The organism is Mycobacterium sp. 1274756.6 (assembly GCF_001668625.1).
In the GTDB taxonomy this organism is placed as follows: Bacteria; Actinomycetota; Actinomycetes; order Mycobacteriales; family Mycobacteriaceae; genus Mycobacterium.
In genome coordinates, this window is the sequence record NZ_LZLJ01000060.1 from 1 (window position 1) to 21,574 (window position 21,574).

The window sequence follows — 21,574 nt, forward strand, 5'->3', positions numbered from 1 at the left end:
CACAAACAACGCCGCCCCCGGCACCGGCGACCCAATCGGCACCACCGACGAACCCGGCGACAACGGCGCACTCACCGACGCATAGATCGTGGCCTCCGTAGGTCCATAAGCGTTAACCATCACCCGACCCGGCGCCCACCGATCCACCAACTCCGGAGGACACGCCTCACCGGCAACAATCAATGCCATCAATTCGAGACCCTGCGGTGACAACACCGCCACCGCCGAAGGCGTTTGGCTCAACACAGTGACCTGCTCGGCGACAAGCAACTCCTGCAAGTCCTGGGCCGAATGCCTCACCTGCTCAGGAACCACCACCAGCCGGCCCCCATGCAGCAACGCACCCCAGACCTCCCACACCGAAACATCGAAGGTCAACGAATGCCACTGGGACCACACCTGCTCCGGCCCCAAACCCACGCCGACCGAAATCTCCTTACACATTGCAACGACGCTAGAGTGAGCAACCGCTACGCCCTTGGGCACACCGGTGGTTCCGGAGGTGTAGATGACATAGGCGATATCGTCGGCCGTCGGCCCCGATGCCAGCGCGGTGGCCGGCTGATCAGCGATCACCGGATCCTCAACATCGATGACTGCGGCACTCACCCCCATGCCGGTGAGGCGCTGCGCCTGCTCGGCGTCGGCGAGCACCACCGTCGGGGCGGCGTCATCGAACACAAAACGCACCCGCTCATCGGGCACCATCGGGTCAACCGGCACATACCCCGCCCCCGTTTTGAGCACCGCCAGGATCGCGATCACCGCATCAGCCGAACGCGGCAACACCAACCCCACCCGGCCACCCGGGCCCACACCACGACCAACTAGCAGATGCGCCAACCGATTCGACGCCTCATCCACCTGCCGGTACGTCCACGACCGACCCTCAAACCGCAACGCCACCACATCCGGGCCCGCCACCACCTGCTCGGCAAACAACCCCGGAATCGACTTCCACACCGATGGCGCGGTAGTCAACGCCGTGCGATTACCGAACTCATCAAGACTCGCATCCTCATCGCCAAGCAGCGTGTCGATCGAGGACAACAGCGCATCGGGGTTCGCTGCCATTATCGTCAAGATGCGCTGCAGCCGTTCCCCCAAGTCCGCTACTCCAAGACCCGCGAACGGCTGCCCAGCGCCAGCGGTGCTGAGGAGAAGTTCGTCACCTGCACCGAGAAAAAAGAAGCCGAAATGCCCCAAGGGGCCGTGGTTGGTGTATGACGCTGTTACTGGAGTACCGGCCAAGTCGAGCGTCAACCGACCTGGGATGAAGTTGACGGCTACCCGGTTAGTCGCAGCCCCGATACCCGAAAGCCCTTCCTCGCCGGTCTCAAGGGTGCGCACAGGGAAGCGCTGGTGCTGCAATAATTCTCGTATGCGAACGTCGACATATCGACAAAACTCTGCGATGGTGGCCGTCGGTGATGTTTTGAGCACCAACGGAACGACACCGGCCAGCATGCCCGGAATTGTCCGGGACAGTTGACCGACCCTTCGGCTAACCGGAAAGTCTAATGCGACTTCCGAGCTATTGCGAGACCATGATCTCACCATCAGTGCGCATGCCGCGGTAATAACCGAATAGCGTCGAATACGCAAGCTTTTGTTTAACTCACCGATTCCTTTAACAACACCGACCTTGAGCTGGACCGTGGCAGATGTCGAATACGCGTCATGGTTGCCTACCGAGAGCATCTGGCCGTCAAGCCCGCTGTCCTGTGGAATATTGTTTCGCCAGTAGTCGAGGTCTTCTTCGTAGTCGGCGGATTGTTCATACTCCGTTTCATATCTAACGAGATCACGGAGGGATCCAAAAGACGATGGTGCAGCCGGCTTGCCAGAGACGAGCGCAGTGTAAACAGCCGCGATTCGGCGGCTGACCATCGCCATGCTTAATCCGTCTACGGCGATATGGTGGCAAAGCCCGAAGAGGTAATATTCCGATATACCCGTCTGGAATAATACGAACTTCGCCAACGGACCGGATAGCGACATCGGGTCTCGCTGGATTAGTGACGCAAGTTCGCGTGCAGTGCCAGCCGGGTCCTCCGAGTCAGTCAAGTCATAGAGATCCAGTTCAAAATTTGAATAATCAAATGGTCGCTGACCGACCCGACCCGCTTCCTCAATGACGACCGCCCTGCCGGCCTCGGCCTCATCAAGCGTATGGCGGATCGCACTCTCCAGGAGGTCCGGCTTGATCGGCCCGTCCACCTTGCCGAGCAGGCCCAGCTGCCATTCTGTGCCGACGAGACCAGTTTGCTGCGAGAGCCAGATGTCTAACTGGCTGCGGGTCAGTGGTAGAAGTTGGTCGCCAACCTCGGTCGCACTCCCTTCGGAGATCTCATTCTCCCCGTGCGTCATGCTTCGCCAACCGTTCGCGCAGGGTCTTCGGGCGGATGTCCGGCCAGTTGTGCTCGATGTACTCCATGCAGGAGGATCGGTCAGCTTCCCCATGGACCGCCCTCCAGCCAGGAGGAATCTCAGCAAAGTGTGGCCACAGGCTGTGCTGGTCTTCATCATTCACCAGAACGAAGAATTTACCGTCTTCGTCGTCAAATGGGTTGGTACTCAACCTTACTCCTCACCTGGTAATGATTCTCAACATACTGGTGCTGGCAGCGATGTGTCACCCAGTTAACAAAACTGAGCGGCGACAGCACCAGTTTCAGGACGGCCCGGAAATCACGACGCCGGGGAGGCCCGGGAGCGCGGGACTCAGCCACCGGCGAGCCGGCAGACCGTATCCGCAATCTCGGCCCGCCGGCTGCGACAGAGGGCACTCCCCTGAAGCGATGCCGCCGCGGCCGCAAAGTGCATGGACCACCGCTCCCCCTAGTCTGAGTGTTCCCTGACAGGCTCCCCCAATTAGACGCAGGCTACACCTTGGTGTCAATGGGATGAATGTGACTACGCGGTAACCGATCTCGACGCCAGACCCGTATACACTCGCTGACCTGGGTTTTGTTTACCTTGAGCTGGATCGGGGTACCGCGCCCGGCTATGCCCGCCCTCCGCGCCAGCGCCAGGTCACCGGCGTCTACCCGAGACTCCACGGCCCGTCTTGCGAATGACGATGGACTCGCATGGGCGAGGAGCATCGACCGGTGGCGAAGATTGCCAACGGTCACGACTCGCAGGGGCCCTTGGTGACAATTTGTAGGGATTCTTCGTGACAATCGTCGTTTTCATTTCTTGTTGTGACCACGCATGGTATAAGAACCGAGTCGGGCTGCGTAGCATTGGATTTCAACCCCATGGCGCGCCGGCCTCTGGCATACTGACCCCATGGCGGTGTTGACCACCCATCCGAAGCCTCTTCAGTGGCTCGCCCTTGCGCTCAATCGGCGGCTCACGCGGCTCAACCAGTACCTCGACGCCAAGCTCGTCTACCCGCGCCTAACCAGGAGGCTCAGGGACGCCGATCTCGTCTTCCTCAACTACGGCTACCAGGAAGACCCTCCGATGGCGGTACCGCTGTCAGATGCCGACGAACCCAATCGCCTCCCGATCCAGCTCTATCACCGCGTCGCCACCCAGTCAGATCTCGCTGGCAAGGAGGTTCTGGAGGTCGGCTGTGGGCACGGCGGGGGCGCCTCATACCTCACGCGCACCTTGAAGCCGGCAACCTACACCGGCCTCGATTTGAACAGCGAAGGCATCGACTATTGTCGGCAGCGACACTCGGTCGCCGGGCTTAGCTTCGTTGAAGGCGACGCAGAGCGGTTACCGTTTCCAGACCAAGCCTTCGATGTCGTTATCAACCTCGAATCATCCCACGTCTACCCGCATTTTTCGCAGTTTCTGGCCGAGGTCAGCCGCGTACTACGGCCCGGCGGAAATTTTCTCTATGCGGACTTCCGCCCTGACAAAGCTGTGGCCGACTGGGAAGCGGCACTCGCCAACGCACCTCTGGTAATGACCTCGCAGCAGGACATCAGCGAGCAGGTCACCCGCGGCCTTGAAGAAGCCCTGCCGTTATGGGACGACGTCATCGAGCGGTTTATACCCCGAGCGTTACGGGCCCAGGCTCATCGCTTCAACGTCATGCGCAGAAATTACGCGTTCATGCGAGACGGCAAGTTCCGATACCGGATGTACAGTTTCGTCAAGGAGCCGTGACGACTGTCTTTGGCCCCCACAGACCAGATGGAAAAGTCGCCCCATCGCCCGGCAGGGAGATGGGGCGGCTGCTTTCCTGGTCGTCTCCGCCCGAAGCCACCCCCACCTCCGAAGCGTAAAAAACCCCCGCACGCGAGGCGTGCGGGGGTTTTTTAACGCCTACCGGCGCCGAGTCACTTGATGATCTTGGTGACCTGGCCGGCGCCGACGGTGCGGCCGCCCTCGCGGATCGCGAAGCGCAGCCCCTCCTCCATGGCGACCGGCTGGATCAGCTTCACGCTCATCTCGGTGTTGTCACCGGGCATCACCATCTCGGTGCCCTCCGGCAGGCTCACCACACCGGTCACGTCGGTGGTGCGGAAGTAGAACTGCGGACGGTAGTTGGTGAAGAACGGCGTGTGCCGGCCACCCTCGTCCTTGGACAGGATGTAGGCCTGGCCCTCGAACTCGGTGTGCGGGGTGGTGGTGCCGGGCTTGACCACGACCTGGCCGCGCTCGACGTCCTCACGCTTGATCCCGCGGATCAGCAGACCGACGTTGTCACCGGCCTGACCCTGGTCGAGCAGCTTGCGGAACATCTCCACACCGGTGACGGTGGTCTTGGTGGTGTCCGGGCGGATGCCGACGATCTCGACGTCCTCGTTGACGTTGATCACGCCACGCTCGATTCGGCCGGTCACCACGGTGCCACGACCGGTGATGGTGAACACGTCCTCCACGGGCATCAGGAACGGCTTGTCGGTGTCGCGCACCGGGTCCGGGATGGACTCGTCGACGGCCTCCATCAGGTCCTCGACGGACTTGACCCACTGCGGGTCGCCCTCGAGGGCCTTCAGCGCCGAGATCCGGATGACCGGGGCCTCCTCGTCGAAGTCCTGGTCGGCCAGCAGCTCGCGGACCTCCATCTCGACGAGCTCCAGCAGCTCCTCGTCGTCGACCATGTCCGACTTGTTCAGGGCGACCAGAATGTAGGGCACCCCGACCTGCCGGGCCAGCAGCACGTGCTCGCGGGTCTGCGGCATCGGGCCGTCGGTGGCGGCGACCACCAGGATCGCGCCGTCCATCTGGGCGGCACCGGTGATCATGTTCTTGATGTAGTCGGCGTGGCCGGGGGCGTCGACGTGGGCGTAGTGCCGCTTGTCGGTCTGGTACTCCACGTGGGAGATGTTGATCGTGATGCCGCGCTGCTTCTCTTCCGGCGCGTTGTCGATCTGGTCGAACGCCCGCGACTCGTTCAACTCCGGAAACTTGTCGTGCAGAACCTTGGTGATCGCTGCAGTCGTGGTGGTCTTGCCGTGGTCAACGTGACCGATGGTCCCGATGTTGACGTGCGGCTTGTTCCGCTCGAACTTAGCCTTCGCCACTTCTGTGTCCTCCTGGACTTGTCGGTGCCTGTTACAGCAGGGTTGATGTTTTCAGTTGTGCCGCGGTGGTGACCGGGCAAGGTTACTCCGGGTGGGTCTGCTGCGCTTACTCGCCCGTCGCCTTCGCCGTGCTCACCGGCTCGGCTCCGGAACTCGTTCGCATGCTTACTCGCCCGTCGCCTTCGCTGTGCTCACGGCTCTGCGCCGCGCTCGTTCGCATGCTCACTCGCCCGTCGCCTTCGCGATGATCTCCTTCGACACCTGCGCCGGAACCTCGGCGTAGGAGTCGAAGACCATCGTGTAGTTCGCCCGGCCCTGAGACTTCGACCGCAGGTCGCCGACGTAGCCGAACATCTCCGACAGCGGCACCTGCGCCTTGACGACGCGGGCTCCGCTGCGCTCCTCCATGGCCTGGATCTGGCCGCGGCGGGAGTTCAAATCACCGATCACGTCGCCCATGTACTCCTCGGGCGTGGTGACCTCGACGGCCATGATCGGCTCCAGGATCACCGGCTGCGCGGCGGCAGCGGCCTTCTTGAGCACCTGGGAACCGGCGATCTTGAACGCCATCTCCGAGGAGTCGACGTCGTGGTACTGACCGTCGAGCAGGGTGAGTTTGAGGTTCACCAGCGGGTAGCCGGCGAGCACACCGTAGGCCATCGCGTCCTGCGCCCCGGCGTCGACCGACGGGATGTACTCGCGCGGGATGCGGCCACCGGTGACCTTGTTCTCGAATTCGTAGGTGGCGCCGTCTTCGCCGACGAACGGCTCGATGGTGACGATCACCTTGGCGAACTGTCCGGATCCACCGGTCTGCTTCTTGTGGGTGAACTCGACGTTCTCCACCGTGCGTTTGATGGTCTCGCGGTAGGCCACCTGCGGCTTGCCGACGTTGGCCTCGACCTTGAACTCGCGACGCATCCGGTCGACCAGGATGTCCAGGTGCAGCTCGCCCATCCCGCCGATCACGGTCTGGCCGGTCTCCTGGTCCAGGTGCACCTTGAAGGTCGGGTCCTCCTCGGCGAGCTTCTGGATCGCCAGCGACAGCTTCTCCTGGTCGCTCTTGGTTTTCGGCTCGATGGCCACCTCGATGACCGGGTCCGGGAAGGTCATCGACTCCAGCACGATCTGCTTGTTGGCGTCGCAGAGGGTGTCGCCGGTGGTGGTGTCCTTCAGCCCGATGACCGCGTAGATGTGGCCGGCCGAGGCCGATTCCACCGGGTTCTCCTTGTTGGAGTGCATCTGGAACAGCTTGCCCAGCCGCTCCTTCTTGCCCTTGGTGGAGTTGACGATCTGCGCGCCGGACTCGACCTTGCCGGAGTAGACCCGCACGTAGGTGAGCCGACCGAAGAACGGGTGCACGGCGATCTTGAACGCCAGCGCCGAGAACGGCTCGTCGACCGACGGCTTGCGGAAGATCTCCTCGGACTCGTCGCCGGGCACGTGCCCGCGCACCGACTCCACGTCCAGCGGGGAGGGCAGGTAGTCGATGACCGCGTCGAGCATGGGCTGCACGCCCTTGTTCTTGAACGCGCTGCCGCACAGCACCGGGTACATCTCGCTGGAGACGGTGAGCTTGCGGATGGCGCCCTTGATCTCCTCGACCGTGAGCTCCTCACCGCCGAGGTACTTCTCCAGCAGGGCCTCGTCGGTCTCGGCGACGGCCTCCAGCAGCTCGCCGCGGTACTGCTCGACCTTGTCGGCGAGGTCGGCGGGGATCTCCACCGTCTCGTAGGTCTCGCCCATCTTGGTCTCGCCGCGCCACACCTTGGCGGTCATCTCGACCAGGTCGACGATGCCCTCGAAGTCGTTCTCCGCGCCGATCGGCAGCTGGATGACTAGCGGCTTGGCACCGAGGCGGTCCCGGATGGTGCCGACGGTGAAGTAGAAGTCCGCGCCCAGCTTGTCCATCTTGTTGACGAAGCAGATCCGCGGCACGTCGTACTTGTCGGCCTGACGCCACACCTGCTCGGACTGCGGCTCCACGCCTTCCTTGCCGTCGAAGACGGCCACCGCGCCGTCGAGCACCCGCAGGCTGCGCTCCACCTCGACGGTGAAGTCGACGTGGCCGGGGGTGTCGATGATGTTGATCTGGTTGTCGTTCCAGAAACAGGTCACCGCGGCGGAGGTGATGGTGATGCCGCGCTCCTGCTCCTGCTCCATCCAGTCGGTGGTGGAGGCGCCGTCGTGGGTTTCGCCCATCTTGTAGTTGACGCCGGTGTAGAACAGGATCCGCTCGGTCGTCGTCGTCTTACCGGCGTCGATGTGCGCCATGATGCCGATGTTGCGGACCTTGTTCAGGTCGGTCAGCACGTCCTTCTGTGCCACAGAAGTCTTCCCACTCTTTCGATTAGTTGACGATGGTCTTCCAGTGCGCCGGCCCGCGGGCGGCGCGGACGGTCACCAGCGGTAGTGCGCGAACGCCCGGTTGGCCTCGGCCATCTTGTGGGTGTCCTCCCGGCGTTTGACCGCCGCACCCAGGCCGTTGCTGGCGTCGAGGATCTCGTTGGCCAGCCGCTCGACCATGGTCTTCTCCCGACGCTGGCGGGAGAAGCTCACCAGCCAGCGCAGCGCCAGCGTGGTGGAGCGGTCCGGGCGCACCTCGACCGGGACCTGGTAGGTGGCGCCACCGACCCGGCGGCTGCGCACCTCCAGCGAGGGTTTGACGTTGTCCAGCGCCCGCTTGAGCGTGATCACCGGATCGGTGCCGGTCTTGTCGCGGGCCTGCTCCAGCGCGCCGTAGACGATGCGCTCGGCCAGGGATTTCTTGCCGCGCACCAGCACCTTGTTGACCAGCTGGGTGACCAGCTGCGACCCGTAGACCGGGTCGTTGGTCAGCGGACGCTTCGGGGCGGGACCCTTGCGCGGCATCAGCTCTTCTCCTTCTTGGCGCCGTAGCGGCTGCGTGCCTGCTTGCGGTTCTTGACGCCCTGGGTGTCCAGGGAGCCGCGGATGATCTTGTAGCGCACACCGGGCAGGTCCTTCACCCGGCCGCCGCGCACCAGGACCATCGAGTGCTCCTGCAGGTTGTGGCCTTCGCCGGGGATGTAGGCGGTGACCTCGACGCCGGTGGTCAGCTTCACACGCGCCACCTTGCGCAGCGCCGAGTTCGGCTTCTTCGGGGTGGTGGTGTACACGCGGGTGCACACGCCGCGGCGCTGCGGGCTGCCCTTGAGCGCCGCAGTCTTGACCTTGGCGGGCTTGTCGCGGCGCCCCTTACGGACCAGCTGCTGAATGGTTGGCATCTACCGGCTTCCTGTGTCGCTCCGTTGTTCCTGAAGTATGTTGTCCTGCAGTTATCCCCGCCGCAGTCGCCTGTGACCGGGTGCGTCGCATGCACCGGCCGCGGAATTCATCCGTTGCGCAATGGACACACGAATCGGCCCGGCAGCGCACCTTGCGGCGACCCGAGGCGCCGAAGGCGGCCAGGCACGAGTTACTACGATACCCGCCGCTGGTCGGGCAGGTCAAAGCAGCAGGGGACGCTCCCCTACCGCCGGCGGCCATCACCGGCGGAGCGGTCGGCGCCGACGCCCACCAGTTCGTCCCAGTCACCGGCGTCGGGCTGATCCACCCGGTAGCGCGGCAACGCCCCGGGATGGTTGCGTTGCAGCCAGTCAATGAGGCCTTCGCGCACGTCACAGCGCAGCACGAACAGCGCGTCGGCGTCGGCCGCGCTGACCATCGGCCGCACCCGCAGGTAGCCGCCGACGGCGTTGGTGACCCGCAAGGACCCGGCGCGCCCGTCCCACAGGTCGTTCTCGGCGAGCAGCCGGTCCAGTTCGGCGCGCATCTCGTCGACGGGCACGGTGAAGTCCACGTCCAACTCGACCGTGCCGAACAGTTCGGTCTCGTTGCGGGTCCAGTTCTCGAACGGGGTGGTGGTGAAGTAGGTGGTCGGCAGCACCAGGCGGCGCTGGTCCCAGATCTCGACGACCACGTAGGTCAGGGTGATCTCCTCGATGCGGCCGAACTCGCCCTCGATGACCACCACATCGTCGACGCGGATGGCATCGGAGAACGAGATCTGCATCCCGGCGAAGACCGCGCCCAGCGAGGTCTGGGCGGCCAGACCGGCGACCACCGAGAGCACCCCGGCCGAGGCGAACAGCGTGGTGCCGATCTGGGTGAAGCCGGGGAAGGTCATCAGCGCGGTGGCCGCGCCCAGCACCACGATGATGACGATCGCCAACCGGCGCAGCGTCGTCACCTGGGTGCGGATCCGTTTGCGTCGCCGGTCACCGTCGGCGAGGTGGGCCTTGCCGGTCGACAGGCGGGCGAGCGCGCGCCGCTCGGCGACCATCACCAGGCTGGCGAACAGCCAGGTGACCGCGGCGATCATCAGGATGTGCAGCAGGTGGTCGACGCGGGGACGCCAGGACACGGCGCCGTCCACGGTGGCGGCCACCGCGGCGGTGGCGGCCATCACCATCAACGTCGCGCGGAACGGTCGCCGGGTCAGCGCCGTCAGGTCGGTGATCAGCCCGCTGCGCCGGCCGGCGCGTTGAATCAGCCACGACAGCGCCCAGCCCAGCAGGTACGCGCCGACGACCGCGCCGCCCACCCAGGCCAGCACCACCGCGAGCCGGGTGGCGGACTGCAGGTTGGTGGTCGTCGTTTCGGAATCCAGAGCGAAGGCGTTCAGGGCGAAAACGGTGTCCAGCTCGAAATCGTCGAGCACGAATATCAGCTCCCGCGAGTCGGGGTCGGTCGTTCGGACGCTCCCGCGAGTCTAGGGGAGACCGCCGAATCCAGCAGAGTCGCTGGACAACGCGGCTAACCGCTGCGTCGTTCCATCCCGGCGGCCAACCGCACCACCATGTCGGTGAATACCGCGTCGGTGTCGATCCCGTCCATCGCGCCGGTCATCTCCAGCAGCACGAAGCCGTGCATCGCCGACCAGAACTCCAGCGCGGCGTGAAACGCCTCCTCCCCGTCGAGCCCGTAGGAGGCGACCACGTCGATCACCGGCGCGGCCGCGGCGCGGGTGGCGGCGGTGAACTCGGGGTCGTCGCCGCCGAACGGCATCCGGGTGAACGCGGAGTACCGGCCGGGGTGGTGGTGGGCGTAGCTGCGGTAGGCGCCGGCCATCGCCAGCACCGCGTCGTCGCGGGCGCGGCCCGCCCCGGCCTGGTTGAGCATCGCGATGATGTCGTCGACGACGTTCATGCGCACGCTGCGCCGCAGGTCTTCGAGGCTGTCGAGGTGGTTGTACAGCGACGGGCCCTTGGTGCCCAGCTGGGTGGCGAGCGCGTTGATCGTCAGCGCGTCCCAGCCTTCCCGGTCCAGGAAGGTCAGCGCGGCGTGAACGATGCTGTCGCGGCTCAACTTGGTCGACCGCGCTGCCATGACACTCACTCTCCGGTTGCGGCGCCGGGGGCGGGTCACCGCGTTCAGCACTGAACTCTAGTGGACGCCGTTTCGGGGTTGGTTGACCAAGTCGGCCACGGCCGGGAAGCGGGGACGTAAGCTCACAGTGGCTCATGGCCGAGGCGACGTGGAGGTGTGCGGCGGTGAAACGGATTCGGGCGGGCGCGGCCGCGATCGGTCTGGCCGCGTTCACGGTCGCCGCGCTGGTCGGCCCGGTGGTCAGCGCGCCGGCCGCACACGCGATCTACGGCGACACCCACATCGTCGGCCAGGGCATCCGCCAGACCGTCGACTGCAACGACGCCACCCTCTACGTGCTCGGCTCGGACAACATCATCAACGTGGTGGGCAGCTGCTGGGCGATCACCGTGCAGGGGTCGTCGAACACGATCATCGCCGACACCGTCGTCAACGACATCACCGTCTTCGGTATCGACCAGACGGTGTTCTTCCACAACGGTGAGCCGGCGCTGATCGACCGGGGCCGGGAGTTGGGCATGGCCAACCGGTTGCAGCGCATCCCCGCCTGAGTAGGGCGCCGGTGCTGCGCGCTCTTCGGGCGGTTGTCATCGGGGTCGGCGTCGCGGCCGCGCTGGCCGGTTGCGGCGGTGGCTCCGGGTCCTCCCCCACCGGACCGGTGGGCACGACAGCCGGCTACGACGCGGTGGGCACCACCGCCGAATTGGATTGCGGCGAAGGTGGTTCGTTGAGCGTCACCGGCTCCAACAACACGCTGGCGGTGACCGGCGTGTGCGCCACCGTGTCGGTCGGCGGCGCCGACAACCGGGTCCGCATCGCCCGGGTCGAGCGCGAGTTGTCGGTCAGCGGGCTCAACAACACCGTCACCTACCGCGCCGGAGACCCGGCGGTAAACCGGTCCGGAACCGATAACACCGTCAGCCGCAGCGAGTAGCCCGGCGGGTCCGCCGCGGGCGCCGCTAACGCGCCGTGTCGGGGGCCTTTAGCCCGGCGCGCCGTGGCGGGCGCCGCTAGCCCGGGGCGCCGTGGCGGCCCGCGCCGGCGGCGAACCGCCCCGCGCCGTGCACGGCCTCCCCGGCCACCCGGGCGAAGCTGGCGAGCTCGTCGGCCATCGCCTCGGGTTCGGGGCGGCCCCACTGGTTCAGCGCGGAGCGCCGGTCGGCGCGCAGGCACTGCTGCGGCAGCGCCGCCAGCTCGGCGGCCAGTGTCTCGGCGGCCGTGCGGGCCTGCCCGGCCGGCACCACCCGGTTGGCCAACCCGATCGCCTGCGCCTCGGCGGCGTCGACCGCCCGGCCGGTGAGGATCAGATCCATGGCCCGGCTCTGCCCGATGAGTCGGGGCAGCCGGACCGTGCCGCCGTCGATGAGCGGCACTCCCCAGCGGCGGCAGAACACCCCGAACACGGCGTCGTCGTCGGCGACGCGCAGGTCGCACCAGAGCGCGAGTTCCAGCCCGCCCGCCACCGCGTAGCCGCTGACCGCGGCGATCACCGGTTTCGACAGGGTCATCCGGGTCGGGCCCATCGGTCCGGGCCCGTCGGGCCGCACCCGGTTGCTCTGCGGTGTGCCGAACGCTTTGAGATCGGCTCCGGCGCAGAAGGTTCCGCCCGCCCCACACAACACCGCGACCGCGGCGTCGTCGTCGCGGTCGAACTCGGCGAACGCGGCGTGCAGCTGCTCGGCCATCGGTCCGTTGACCGCGTTGCGGGCGGCGGGGCGGTTCATGATCACGGTGGTGACCGGCCCGCGGTGCTCCACCAGGACGGAGTCGGTGCTCATCATGCCTCCAGGGGTAGGGCGCGGCGCCCGCCGAACTCGGCGGCGAACTCCCGGTAGGCGGCGCGCAGTCGGGATCCCGGCCAGTGCGCGGGCAACAATTCGTCGGGCAGGACGGGGTCGGCAAGCAGATGGCGCACCGCGGCGGCGGCCGCGGTGAACCGGGCCGGCAGGTCCGGGGCGTGGGTCATTGAGGCCAGGATCTCCTCGCCCTGTTGCGCCCAGCCCGGCAGATCCCACAGCCGGCCCGCCAGTTCGGCCGGGTCGTCGTCGCGGGCGGTCAGCACCCGAAGTTGGCGCAGCGTCGCGTCGTCGAGGGTGGTCTGCAGGTTGTCCGGGCGCAGCCAAACCCCTTCGCGCAGTTCACCGAAGCGGCCGTGCTGCAGTGCGGTGCGCAGCGCCGCGCGGGTGCGGGCGCCGTTGCCGACGCTGGTGATCACCAACGTGGTCCACTGGCCCGACCAGGCCCGGCCCCGGGGGTCGAGCGCCTCGTCCTGACGGCGCTGGCGGGCCAGCAGCCGGGTCGCGAGGCGGTACCCGTCGGCGGAGCGGATCAGGTCGCCCGCGCTGACCATGCGGGTCAGCGCCACCCGCAGCGTCGTCTCCTTGATCCCGAATTCCGCGGCCAGCCGGACCAATTCGGCCGAGCTGGCCCAGGCCGGGTGCGCGCCGAGCAGCATCGACAGCACGACCGAGCGGGCGGTGAGGCGCGGGTGCGGGCTGGGCATCCGAGCCCGCCTAGACCTGCGAGGCGCGGCGGCCGTGGTCGCCGAAGGGTTCGTCGCGGCTGCGGACCGCCTCCCGGAAGCCGCGTTCGGTGGCGTCGGCGACGAACGCGTGCCCTTCGGGGGTGTGGCGGGCGATGCCGTCGAACACGGTGCTCAGCATCGCGCTGGTGGTCGCCTTCTCGCGCAGCGGGGCGTTGAGGGCGAGTTTGACCATGATCAGCTGGTTGACCGGCATCGCCGCGATGCGGGCCACCAGTCGTTCGGTGCGCTCGTCGAGATCGGCCGGGTCGGGCGCCTCGACCGCCAGCCCCCATTCGGCGGCCTGCGCGCCGGTGAGGCAATCCCCGGTCAACAGCAGCCGTTTGGCGCGCTGGTCACCGAGCCGGTGGGCCCACAGCCCGCTGGCCGGCACCCCCCACACCCGGGTGGGCGGGTAGCCGATCTTGGCGTCGGCGGCGATGATCATCTGGTCGGCGTGCAGCGCGATGTCGGTGCCACCGGCGATGCAGTAGCCGTGAATCTTGACCACGGTCGGTTTGTCCGCGCGCATTAGCGCGGAGAACCCGCGTACGAACCGGCTCATCATCTGGTAGTCGAGCATCGGATCCCAGGGCCGATCCGGGCGGTGGTTCTGCGCCTGCACCCGCCCGTCGAGCACGGTGCCGGCGTGGGCGTCCCCGCCGGCCGATGAGGACCCCTCGGCGTAGGCGCCCAGATCGAACCCGGCGCAGAAGCCGTCGCCGCGCCCGGAGACCAGGATGACGTGCACGTCGGGGTCCAGGTCGGCGCGTTCGACCAGGGCCGCCAGTTCCAGTGGGGTGTCGGCGATGATCGCGTTGCCCTTCTCGGGCCGGTTGAAGGTGATGCGCGCGACGCGGTCGGTCACCTCGTAGGTCATCGTGGTGAGGTCGGCGAGGTCCACGGCGGCTAGCCCTTGACCAGGACGCGGTCGAGGATCGGCGCGAGATCCAGTCCGGGTGGCAGGGTTCCGTAGGCGTGGCCGTAGTCGCGGTCGAGCCGGGTGGCCAGGAAGGCCTCGGTGATCGCGGGGTGGCCGTGGCGAACCAGCAGGGTCGCCTGCAGCGCCAGGCAGATGTCCTCGGCGATCCGGCGGGCGCGTAGCTGCGCCTCGGTGAGGTCGTCGAGGTGGTGCAGTTGGGTTTTCAGTGCCGCGACATGGGCGTCGAGGCGGGGGTCCTGTCCGGCGGTTTTCTCGATGTCGTCGAAGAGCACGTCGACCGATTTGGGTTGGGTGGCGATGGCGCGCAAGGTGTCCAGAGCGCTGACGTTGCCGGAACCCTCCCAGATGCCCATCAGCGGCGCCTCGCGGAACAGCCGCGGCATGCCGGAGTCCTCGATGTAGCCGTTGCCGCCCAGACATTCCATCGCCTCCGCCGCGTGCGGGGTGGCCTGCTTGCACAGCCAGTACTTGGCGGCGGCCAGCCCGATGCGCCGCAGCAGCGCGTCGTACTCGTCACCGCGCACCGCGTTGTCGGTGGCACCGGCCATCCGCATCGCGACCATGGTGGCGGCCTCGGCCTCCACGGCGAGATCGGCGAGCACGTTGCGCATCAGCGGCTGGTCGATCAGGTAGGCGCCGAAGGCCTTGCGGTGCTGGGCGTGGTAGATGGCGCGGCTCAGTCCGGTGCGCATGCTGGTGGCGCTGGCCAGGGCGCAGTCCAGGCGGGTGAGGTTGACCATCTCGATGATCACCGCGACCCCCCGGCCCTCCTCCCCGACCAGCCAGACGGTCGCGCCGTCGTACTCCACCTCCGAGGAGGCGTTGGCGTGGTCGCCGAGTTTGTCCTTCAGCCGCTGCAGCCGCATGCGGTTGCGGGTGCCATCCGGTAGCACCCGGGGCAGCAGGAAACAGCTCAACCCGCCGGGGGCTTGGGCGAGCACCAGAAAGATGTCGCCCATCGGAGCGGAGGTGAACCACTTGTGGCCGGTGAGGGTGTAGCTGCCGTCGCCGTTGGGGGTGGCGGTGGAGGTGCCGGCCCGCACGTCCGAGCCGCCCTGCTTCTCGGTCATCGACATCCCGGCGGTGATGCCGGCCTTGGCGGTGGCCACCGCGGTCGGGTCCGGGTCGTAGCTGCGGCTGGTGAGCAGCGGCTCGTAGCGTTCGGCCAGCTCCGGGTTGTAGCGCAGGGCGGGCACCGCCGCGTAGGTCATCGAGATCGGGCACAGGTGGCCGGGCTCGACGGTCCACGCGCCCATCTTGGCGGCGCGCACCACGTGGGCGCCGGGCCGGGGGTCGGCCCAGGGTGCGGCGTGTAGGCCGTGGCCGATCGCGGTGCGCATCAGTTCGTGGTAGGCCGGGTCGTATTCGACCTGGTCGATGCGGTGGCCCACCGCGTCGTGGGTGCGCAGGATCGGCCGGTTGCGGTCGGCCAGCTCCCCCCAGCGCCGCGCTTGGGCGGTGCCGGCGAGGGCGCCGAGTTCGGTGACCTCGTCCACGCCCCAGTCGCCGCCCTCGCGGATCAGGGCCTCGATCAGCATCGGCGAGGTGGCGGGGTTGTGTCCCTCCAGCGGCGGGACCTGGTTGGTGACGGTGTGGGTGTCGGACATGACCTCAGTGTTACAGCTTTTCCACAACCGAACAAGGACTGTAATAGGCAGGTTGGGCGTGCGACGCCCCTGAAATCGACACCTCAGCGGCGGTACAGGGCGAAAAAAGACCGGATCGGGCCGATTTGACGTCGATCTCAGGGATTACCCGGGTCGGCTACGCGCCCAGCTGGTCGCGCAGGAACGCGATGTCGTCCTTGCGGCCCTCTTCGGCGGTTTCGCAGATCACCGGGGCGCCCGCCGCTTTGACCACCGCGACCAGCAGTTGCGGGTCGATCTCCCCGGTACCGAAGTTGGCGTGGCGGTCCCGGCCGGAGCCGGGCGCGTCCTTGGAGTCGTTGCAGTGCACCAGGTCGATGCGCCCGGTGATGGCCTTGATCCGGTCCACCGCGTCGAGCAGCGACTCCCCCGCCGCCCAGGTGTGGCAGGTGTCCAGGCAGAACCCGACCCCGGTGTCGCCGATGTGCTCCCACAGCCCGGCGATCGTGTCGAAGCGCCGGGCCATCGCGTTCTGCCCGCCGGCGGTGTTCTCCACATACACCGGCACCTCGGACTCGAGCTGGTCGAGAGCCTTGCGCCAGCGGACGAACCCGTCGACGGGGTCCTCGTCGGCGGCGAGGTGCCCGCCGTGCACGATGACCGCCTTGGCCCCGATGTCGGCGGCGGCATCACAGGTCTGCTGCAGGATCTTGCGCGAGGGGATGCGCACCCGGTTGTTCGCCGAGGCGACGTTGATCAGGTACGGGGCGTGGACGTAGATCGGCAGGCCCGACTCGCGCAGCGCGGCGGCGTCCTCGCGGGGTTTGGGCGCCTTCCAGCTTTGCGGGTTGCCCAGGAAGATCTGCACCGTGTCGGCGCCGTCGGCTTTCGCCGCCGCGATCGGGTCTTTCGGGCTGACGTGAGAACCGATGAGCACGCCGGCCAGTCTAGTGACCGGCCAACTCGCCCCCGACCACCACCGAACGTGAAGACAAGTTCACCCTCGGCGTCGAGCGTGAACCTGTCTTCACACTCGACGCGCGAGGGCGTACTCGACGCACGAGGATCTGTCCCACGGCCTCGCAGCAGGCTCCTAGCGTCGTGCGCCGACCCGCTTGAGCCCCCGATGTACCGCCACGGCCAGGTAGCCGAACAGCACAGCGGTGGCCACGTTGAGGAGCAGGTCGAAAACGATCAGGCCGATCGACTGCGTCGGCGTCCCCCATTCCCGGGCGACATGATTCCAGTGCTCAAAGAACTCGAGCGCCGACACCGAAACCGCCACGCACAGTGACCATGCCACCGCCGCCAGAATCGATGCCCAGTGCAGGAGCCGGTGTGCTCGCGGGGTGCCCAACGCCAGGGCGACGTACCCGAAGACGAGCCACAGTCCGACGGTGACCAGTCGGCCGATCACCGCGATAACCGAGAACGTCATCAGGCTCGTTCCCGGTAGGGCGACGGACAACAGGCCGACCGATCCCAACGTCACTCCCAGCACCGCGTTGGGGTTGTCCTGGCGCAGCGATTGAAACCACGGCTGGGCGATGAGTTCTCCGCGCATGCCTTGCGCAATCAGTTGCTCGATGAAGGACATGCGCCGGCCGGAGCCGGTCGTGAAGGTCGACGGTTGTGGCGGAACGTGGCGGGAGCGCTGGGCCGCGGCGTTGGGGCCGCGGTGTGTGCGGTCGTCGCTGTAGTGCGAGGTCATGGTTTTTGCCTTTCTGGGTGCCGGACCCGGCATCGTTCGTCTGCCTGCCGTGGTCGGGGTTTATTCGGACCGGTCGAGTATTCGACCGCTCAGTCGGCGAGAACATCAGCTAAACCGCGTAGATATCGGCGCGCAGGTACGCATCACGCGACGTCATGTCGATATACGCGTTTTGGCCGATGTTGTCCGTCTGGCCTGCTCGGATAGTCGACTCACACAACCGAATACATCAGGGCACGCCAGGTTTCCGGCCGAATCCCGGGCACCGACGCCGGGACCAAACCCGGTTCGGGCGGTGCGTCCCGCCGACCGCGAGCCGCCCGGCCCGCTGCATCAGAGAGGAACAGATCATGAGTACCATCCGCGCGCTGAAAGCGGTTCGCGCGTCCGCGATCGGCGGGGCTGCGACAGCCCTGACGATCGCGGCTCTGCCCCTGGTGGGGGCCGGGACCGCGCAAGCCAACGCCAACCCGGTTATGTTCGGCACCCTCGACCTGTGGGTTCAGTACGAAGGCGGCGGCCTCAGCCTGTGGGCCACCGTTCTCGATGGCGGCAACCCTGATGGGGTGACGGAATGGTGCAGCTACCACTCCGTCGGCACCGGGGAGACACTGCCGATTCCGTTCGATTCCGGAGTGGCGCTGACCGGCCGCGGGCCCTCGGCGCCGATCTGGATCCCGGCCCCGCAACTGGGCGGAACCTGGGACGTCACCGTGAGCTGCAACGGCTCGGGAAACTCCGCCTCACACAGCGTGATCTACTGAGCGTTCCGCCGGCCGGGGCTGCCGCCGCAACGACACCGGCGACGGCAGCCCAGCGACCGCTCCACCGAGCGATCAACCCATGACCGGTCGTGGATATCGCTCGCCGCCAGTCACTTCCTGAACCAGCTGAACCCGCGAGGTCACACTCAGCTTCGTGTAGATGTGGGACAGGTGGGTCTGGACGGTGCGCGGTGAGACGAAAAGCCTTGCGGCGATGTCTTTATTGCCGATTCCTTCGCGGACCAACCGAATCACATCGAGTTCGGCCGGGGTAAGGGCCGACCATCCCGTCGTGGGCCGTTTGCGGGCACCGTGGCCGCGCAGTGCGTAGGAGATCGCTGCCTGGGGGGACAAGCCGGCACCCTCGGCCCATCCGTCATCGAAGGCCCCATCACCTATCGCGCCACGGGCAACGCGTACCGCCTGGTGGTATGCGACGTCGTAGCAGGAGAATCGCACCTGACCAGTCTGGTCCCGCAACGCTTGTGCCGCACCGAAAAGGCGCGCGGCTTTGTGCCTCCCGGCAGGAGTCGTAGCCAAGCCGGCAAGGCAGTCCAGAACATCGGGAACGGTCAGGTATGCCCCGGTCTCCGCGGCGATCCCCAGCGCCTCATAGCCATCTCGATAGGCCTTTTCGCAGTCGTTCTCGGCGATGGCCACCCGAACACGTGTGGCGAGCAACACCATTCGATGCACACCCGCGGCCGTCGCGATCGCCCGCTCCACCCACTGGCGTGCCGACGCGACATCGCCGGCTGCCAAAGTCGCCTCGGCGATCGGGTCGCAGTTGATGGCCAGCAGTTCGGTCTGCCGACACGCCTGCCAACCCGCCGTCGCCGCATCGATCGCGCCGGTCACGTCCGCACCGGCCAGCGACGCATATGCCGACGCCCCACACGCCGCGCCCTGGTGGAAGCCGACCGCCAGCACGGCGGCGGCCTCCCGCGCCGAGGCCGCCGCGGCACCCGCCCCGGCCGCATCGCCGCGGTAAGCGTGCACCATGCCCAGCGTCTGGGCGCCTACCGCCTCGATCAGCAGGTGGTGGGCGGCGCGCGCTTGGTCCGCCAGGTCGGTCAGCAGCGCCTCGGCTTCGGTCAGGTCGCCGGCGAGCCACCGCGCCAACCCGATGCACCAGCAGCAGAGCCGGGACACCGAATCCTCACCGATCCGGTCGGCCAGACGACCGCCTTCCTCGCCGGCCGCGCGGGCCCCGGCCGGATCGCCCGCCACAAACGCGGCCAGGGCCTGCCAGCCCAGGACCTGCGCCAGCTGCCAGGCATCACCGACCGACCGGCACAGCTGCACGGCCTCGGCGAAGTACGGCAGCGCCAACTCGGGACGGAAGAGGCAGGTGCAGCCGCAGGCGGTGAGCACCCAGGCGAGCAGGGCCGGGTCGGCGGCATCGAGGTTCCGGGCAATCGCCAACGCCTGATCGGCCTCGTCCAGCCGGCCGAGCACACCGGCCAACTGGTTGAGGATCAGCCGATCAGCCAGGGTGCGGGCCCGGGTGGACGGCGCCACGGTGGTGTCGGCGCCGATGGCGTCGAACCAGCTCAGCCCCTCGGTGATGCGGCCGCGCAGCCACAGAGGTTGCAGCGACGATGCCAGCCGCGACCCGGCGTCGGCGTCGCCGTGGTCGCGGCTCCAGGCGAATGCCGCCCGCACGTTGTCGATCTCCACCTCGGCGCGTTCGGTCCAGCGCCCAACAGCGCCGGATCGCGGGGCGGCGAACAGCTCGGTGTAATGGTCGCGGTGGCGGCTGCGCACTGCATCGGCCTCGCCGGAGTCCTCGAGTTTTTCCAGTGCGTACTCCCGCACCGTCTCGAGCAGCCGATACCGGGTGCCGCGTCCGCTGTCGCGGGCCAGCACCAGCGACTTGCCGACCAGCAGCGAAAGCTCGTCGACGAGCTGGGGGCGCGCCACCTCGGGCTCGCCTGCCACCGCCACCGCGGCGTCGAGGTCGAAGCCGCCCATGAACACCGCCAACCTGCGGAACAGCAGCTGTTCGCGCGCACTGAGCAAGGCGTGCGACCAGTCGACCGACGCCCGCAGGGTCTGCTGGCGCGGGACCGCGGCGCGGCTCCCGCCGGTCAGCAACCGGAATCGGTCGTGCAGCCCGTCGACGATGTCGATGGGGCTCAACGCCCGGACTCGGGCCGCCGCCAGCTCGATCGCCAACGCCACGCCGTCCAGTCGGCGACAGATCTCGGCCACCGCCGCGCCCTGGTCACCGGTCGCGACGAAGTCCGGGCGGGCCAGACGAGCCCGGTCGGTGAATAACTCGATCGCCTCGTCGGCCAAGGTCAGCGACGGTGTCAGCCAGGTCGCCTCCCCGGTTACCCCGAGCGGTTCGCGGCTGGTCGCCACGATCCTCAGCCGCGGGCAGGCGCTCAACAACGCGCCCACCAGCTCCGCGCACGCGTCCAGCAGGTGCTCGCAGTTGTCCAAGATCACCGTTGTCGTGCGGTCGGCGAGGAAGTCGACGACGGTCTGCAGCGTCGAGCGCCCCGGCTGGTCGGGCAGCAGCAACGCGCGGGCCAACCGCACCGGGACCAGGTCGGGGTCGACGATCGGCGCCAAGTCCACCCACCACGCCTCGTCGGTGACCGAGCCGGCGAGCTGTTCGGCCAACCGCGTCTTGCCCACGCCGCCCGCGCCGACCAGCGTCACCAGCCGGTGGGCGCACACCAGCTGCCGCACCTCGTCGAGCTCGGCTTCCCGCCCGATGAAGCGGGTCAGATGGACCGGAACCCGGCCGGTGACGGGCACGTCGCGCGGGATGGGCACGCTGTCGAATCCGGGGTGACGCTGGGACATCCCCCGCTGCTGGCGCGGATCACCGCTGCGCGGCACATCCTTCACGACCAGACGCTCCACCTCACTGGGCCGGTGCACCGACCGTCTGTTCTCCTCTGCAGATGCTAACCACGCGCCGCACGGGGTGGAAGAAAACCGCAGCTCTCGCTATGCGTGGGCCACCAGGGGCTTTGTCATCGCCGGCGGGTCGGGCGGCTGGTGCGGCTGCCGCCCCGCCCACCACCGAACGTGAAGACAGGTTCACCCTCGGCGTCGAGCGTGAACTTGTCTTCACGCTCGACGCACGAGGGCGTACTCGACGCGAGGGTGTACCTCGACGCGCGAGGGTGTACCTCGACGCACGGGGTTGACAACGAGGAAAGCCCCGGGCGCACCCGGGGCTTTCCTCGTT

Annotated in this window: 19 protein-coding genes; 4 read left to right on the forward strand and 15 right to left on the reverse strand. The window is 67.4% G+C overall.

Annotated features, from left to right (window positions below; all coding sequences use genetic code 11):
• Both A5643_RS17690 and A5643_RS07730 read right to left on the reverse strand, forming a co-directional pair.
• Positions 1–2,370, reverse strand: a 2,370-nt coding sequence (locus A5643_RS17690) for an AMP-binding protein (protein WP_156628629.1), incomplete at its 3' end; no start/stop codon positions are given.
• Entirely contained in the window at positions 2,351–2,581 is a 231-nt protein-coding gene (locus A5643_RS07730) for an MbtH family protein (protein ID WP_066853626.1), read from the reverse strand. The genes A5643_RS07730 and A5643_RS17690, both read right to left, overlap by 20 nt.
• Before the next feature lie 713 nt (positions 2,582–3,294).
• Between A5643_RS07730 and A5643_RS07735 the strand changes: the two genes are divergently transcribed.
• Entirely contained in the window at positions 3,295–4,128 is an 834-nt protein-coding gene (locus tag A5643_RS07735; RefSeq protein ID WP_066853629.1) for a phthiotriol/phenolphthiotriol dimycocerosates methyltransferase, read from the forward strand.
• A gap of 173 nt (positions 4,129–4,301) precedes the next feature.
• Here the strand turns inward: A5643_RS07735 and tuf are convergent, their stop codons facing one another.
• From tuf to A5643_RS07765, 6 genes are all read right to left on the reverse strand, one after another.
• Positions 4,302–5,492: an elongation factor Tu gene (gene tuf, locus A5643_RS07740; protein ID WP_066853631.1), complete on the reverse strand. Its 1,191-nt coding sequence runs from the start codon at positions 5,490–5,492 to the stop codon at positions 4,302–4,304.
• A gap of 222 nt (positions 5,493–5,714) precedes the next feature.
• Positions 5,715–7,820 carry an elongation factor G gene (gene fusA, locus A5643_RS07745; protein WP_082948805.1) on the reverse strand — a complete coding sequence of 702 codons (2,106 nt, stop codon included), beginning with the start codon at positions 7,818–7,820 and terminating at the stop codon, positions 5,715–5,717.
• A 72-nt stretch (positions 7,821–7,892) separates the two neighbouring features.
• A complete protein-coding gene (rpsG, locus tag A5643_RS07750) occupies positions 7,893–8,363 on the reverse strand; it encodes a 30S ribosomal protein S7 (protein WP_066853633.1) in 471 nt (156 codons plus the stop codon).
• A complete protein-coding gene (gene rpsL, locus A5643_RS07755) occupies positions 8,363–8,737 on the reverse strand; it encodes a 30S ribosomal protein S12 (RefSeq protein ID WP_066853635.1) in 375 nt (124 codons plus the stop codon). Before rpsL ends, rpsG begins: the two co-directional genes overlap by 1 nt.
• Positions 8,738–8,982: 245 nt before the next feature.
• Positions 8,983–10,122: a mechanosensitive ion channel family protein gene (locus A5643_RS07760; RefSeq protein WP_231995496.1), complete on the reverse strand. Its 1,140-nt coding sequence runs from the start codon at positions 10,120–10,122 to the stop codon at positions 8,983–8,985.
• A gap of 146 nt (positions 10,123–10,268) precedes the next feature.
• Positions 10,269–10,841, reverse strand: coding sequence for a TetR/AcrR family transcriptional regulator (locus A5643_RS07765; RefSeq protein ID WP_066853637.1), 573 nt, complete (start codon positions 10,839–10,841; stop codon positions 10,269–10,271).
• A gap of 173 nt (positions 10,842–11,014) precedes the next feature.
• Here A5643_RS07765 and A5643_RS07770 point away from each other — a divergent pair, with 173 nt between their 5' ends.
• Complete coding sequence (locus A5643_RS07770; RefSeq protein ID WP_066853840.1) at positions 11,015–11,392, forward strand: DUF3060 domain-containing protein; 378 nt, start codon at positions 11,015–11,017, stop codon at positions 11,390–11,392.
• An 11-nt stretch (positions 11,393–11,403) separates the two neighbouring features.
• Positions 11,404–11,775, forward strand: coding sequence for a DUF3060 domain-containing protein (locus tag A5643_RS07775; RefSeq protein ID WP_353612562.1), 372 nt, complete (start codon positions 11,404–11,406; stop codon positions 11,773–11,775).
• Between the two features lie 76 nt (positions 11,776–11,851).
• On the opposite strand, the gene A5643_RS07780 is transcribed toward A5643_RS07775, so the two are convergent.
• The 6 genes from A5643_RS07780 to A5643_RS07805 all read right to left on the reverse strand — a co-directional run bounded on the left by A5643_RS07780 (position 11,852) and on the right by A5643_RS07805 (position 17,602).
• Positions 11,852–12,619, reverse strand: coding sequence for a crotonase/enoyl-CoA hydratase family protein (locus A5643_RS07780; protein ID WP_066853639.1), 768 nt, complete (start codon positions 12,617–12,619; stop codon positions 11,852–11,854).
• Entirely contained in the window at positions 12,619–13,344 is a 726-nt protein-coding gene (locus A5643_RS07785) for a PaaX family transcriptional regulator C-terminal domain-containing protein (RefSeq protein ID WP_066853641.1), read from the reverse strand. The genes A5643_RS07780 and A5643_RS07785 overlap by 1 nt, the downstream gene beginning before the upstream one ends.
• 10 nt (positions 13,345–13,354) lie before the next feature.
• Entirely contained in the window at positions 13,355–14,266 is a 912-nt protein-coding gene (locus A5643_RS07790) for a crotonase/enoyl-CoA hydratase family protein (RefSeq protein WP_286143647.1), read from the reverse strand.
• A gap of 5 nt (positions 14,267–14,271) precedes the next feature.
• Positions 14,272–15,912 (reverse strand): acyl-CoA dehydrogenase family protein, encoded by a 1,641-nt coding sequence (locus A5643_RS07795; protein WP_066853643.1) that lies wholly within the window; start codon positions 15,910–15,912, stop codon positions 14,272–14,274.
• 157 nt (positions 15,913–16,069) lie between these two features.
• A complete protein-coding gene (locus A5643_RS07800) occupies positions 16,070–16,828 on the reverse strand; it encodes a deoxyribonuclease IV (RefSeq protein WP_066853645.1) in 759 nt (252 codons plus the stop codon).
• A 156-nt stretch (positions 16,829–16,984) separates the two neighbouring features.
• Complete coding sequence (locus tag A5643_RS07805; protein ID WP_066853647.1) at positions 16,985–17,602, reverse strand: hypothetical protein; 618 nt, start codon at positions 17,600–17,602, stop codon at positions 16,985–16,987.
• A gap of 350 nt (positions 17,603–17,952) precedes the next feature.
• On the opposite strand from A5643_RS07805, the gene A5643_RS07810 reads away from it, so the two are divergent.
• A complete protein-coding gene (locus A5643_RS07810) occupies positions 17,953–18,366 on the forward strand; it encodes a hypothetical protein (protein ID WP_066853649.1) in 414 nt (137 codons plus the stop codon).
• 72 nt (positions 18,367–18,438) lie between these two features.
• Here A5643_RS07810 and A5643_RS07815 read toward each other — a convergent pair whose 3' ends face one another.
• Positions 18,439–21,261 carry a helix-turn-helix transcriptional regulator gene (locus A5643_RS07815; RefSeq protein WP_197497677.1) on the reverse strand — a complete coding sequence of 941 codons (2,823 nt, stop codon included), beginning with the start codon at positions 21,259–21,261 and terminating at the stop codon, positions 18,439–18,441.
• Positions 21,262–21,574 lie beyond the last annotated feature (313 nt).

What these genes read in the sequence shown, in the direction of transcription:
- A5643_RS07735 (WP_066853629.1), top strand. Translation starts at nt 3,295, where the DNA reads ATGGCGGTGTTGACCACCCATCCGAAGCCTCTTCAGTGGCTCGCCCTT.
- rpsG (WP_066853633.1), bottom strand. Translation starts at nt 8,363, where the DNA reads ATGCCGCGCAAGGGTCCCGCCCCGAAGCGTCCGCTGACCAACGACCCG.
- rpsL (WP_066853635.1), bottom strand. Translation starts at nt 8,737, where the DNA reads ATGCCAACCATTCAGCAGCTGGTCCGTAAGGGGCGCCGCGACAAGCCC.
- A5643_RS07765 (WP_066853637.1), bottom strand. Translation starts at nt 10,841, where the DNA reads ATGGCAGCGCGGTCGACCAAGTTGAGCCGCGACAGCATCGTTCACGCC.
- A5643_RS07780 (WP_066853639.1), bottom strand. Translation starts at nt 12,619, where the DNA reads ATGAGCACCGACTCCGTCCTGGTGGAGCACCGCGGGCCGGTCACCACC.
- A5643_RS07785 (WP_066853641.1), bottom strand. Translation starts at nt 13,344, where the DNA reads ATGCCCAGCCCGCACCCGCGCCTCACCGCCCGCTCGGTCGTGCTGTCG.
- A5643_RS07795 (WP_066853643.1), bottom strand. Translation starts at nt 15,912, where the DNA reads ATGTCCGACACCCACACCGTCACCAACCAGGTCCCGCCGCTGGAGGGA.
- A5643_RS07805 (WP_066853647.1), bottom strand. Translation starts at nt 17,602, where the DNA reads ATGACCTCGCACTACAGCGACGACCGCACACACCGCGGCCCCAACGCC.
- A5643_RS07810 (WP_066853649.1), top strand. Translation starts at nt 17,953, where the DNA reads ATGAGTACCATCCGCGCGCTGAAAGCGGTTCGCGCGTCCGCGATCGGC.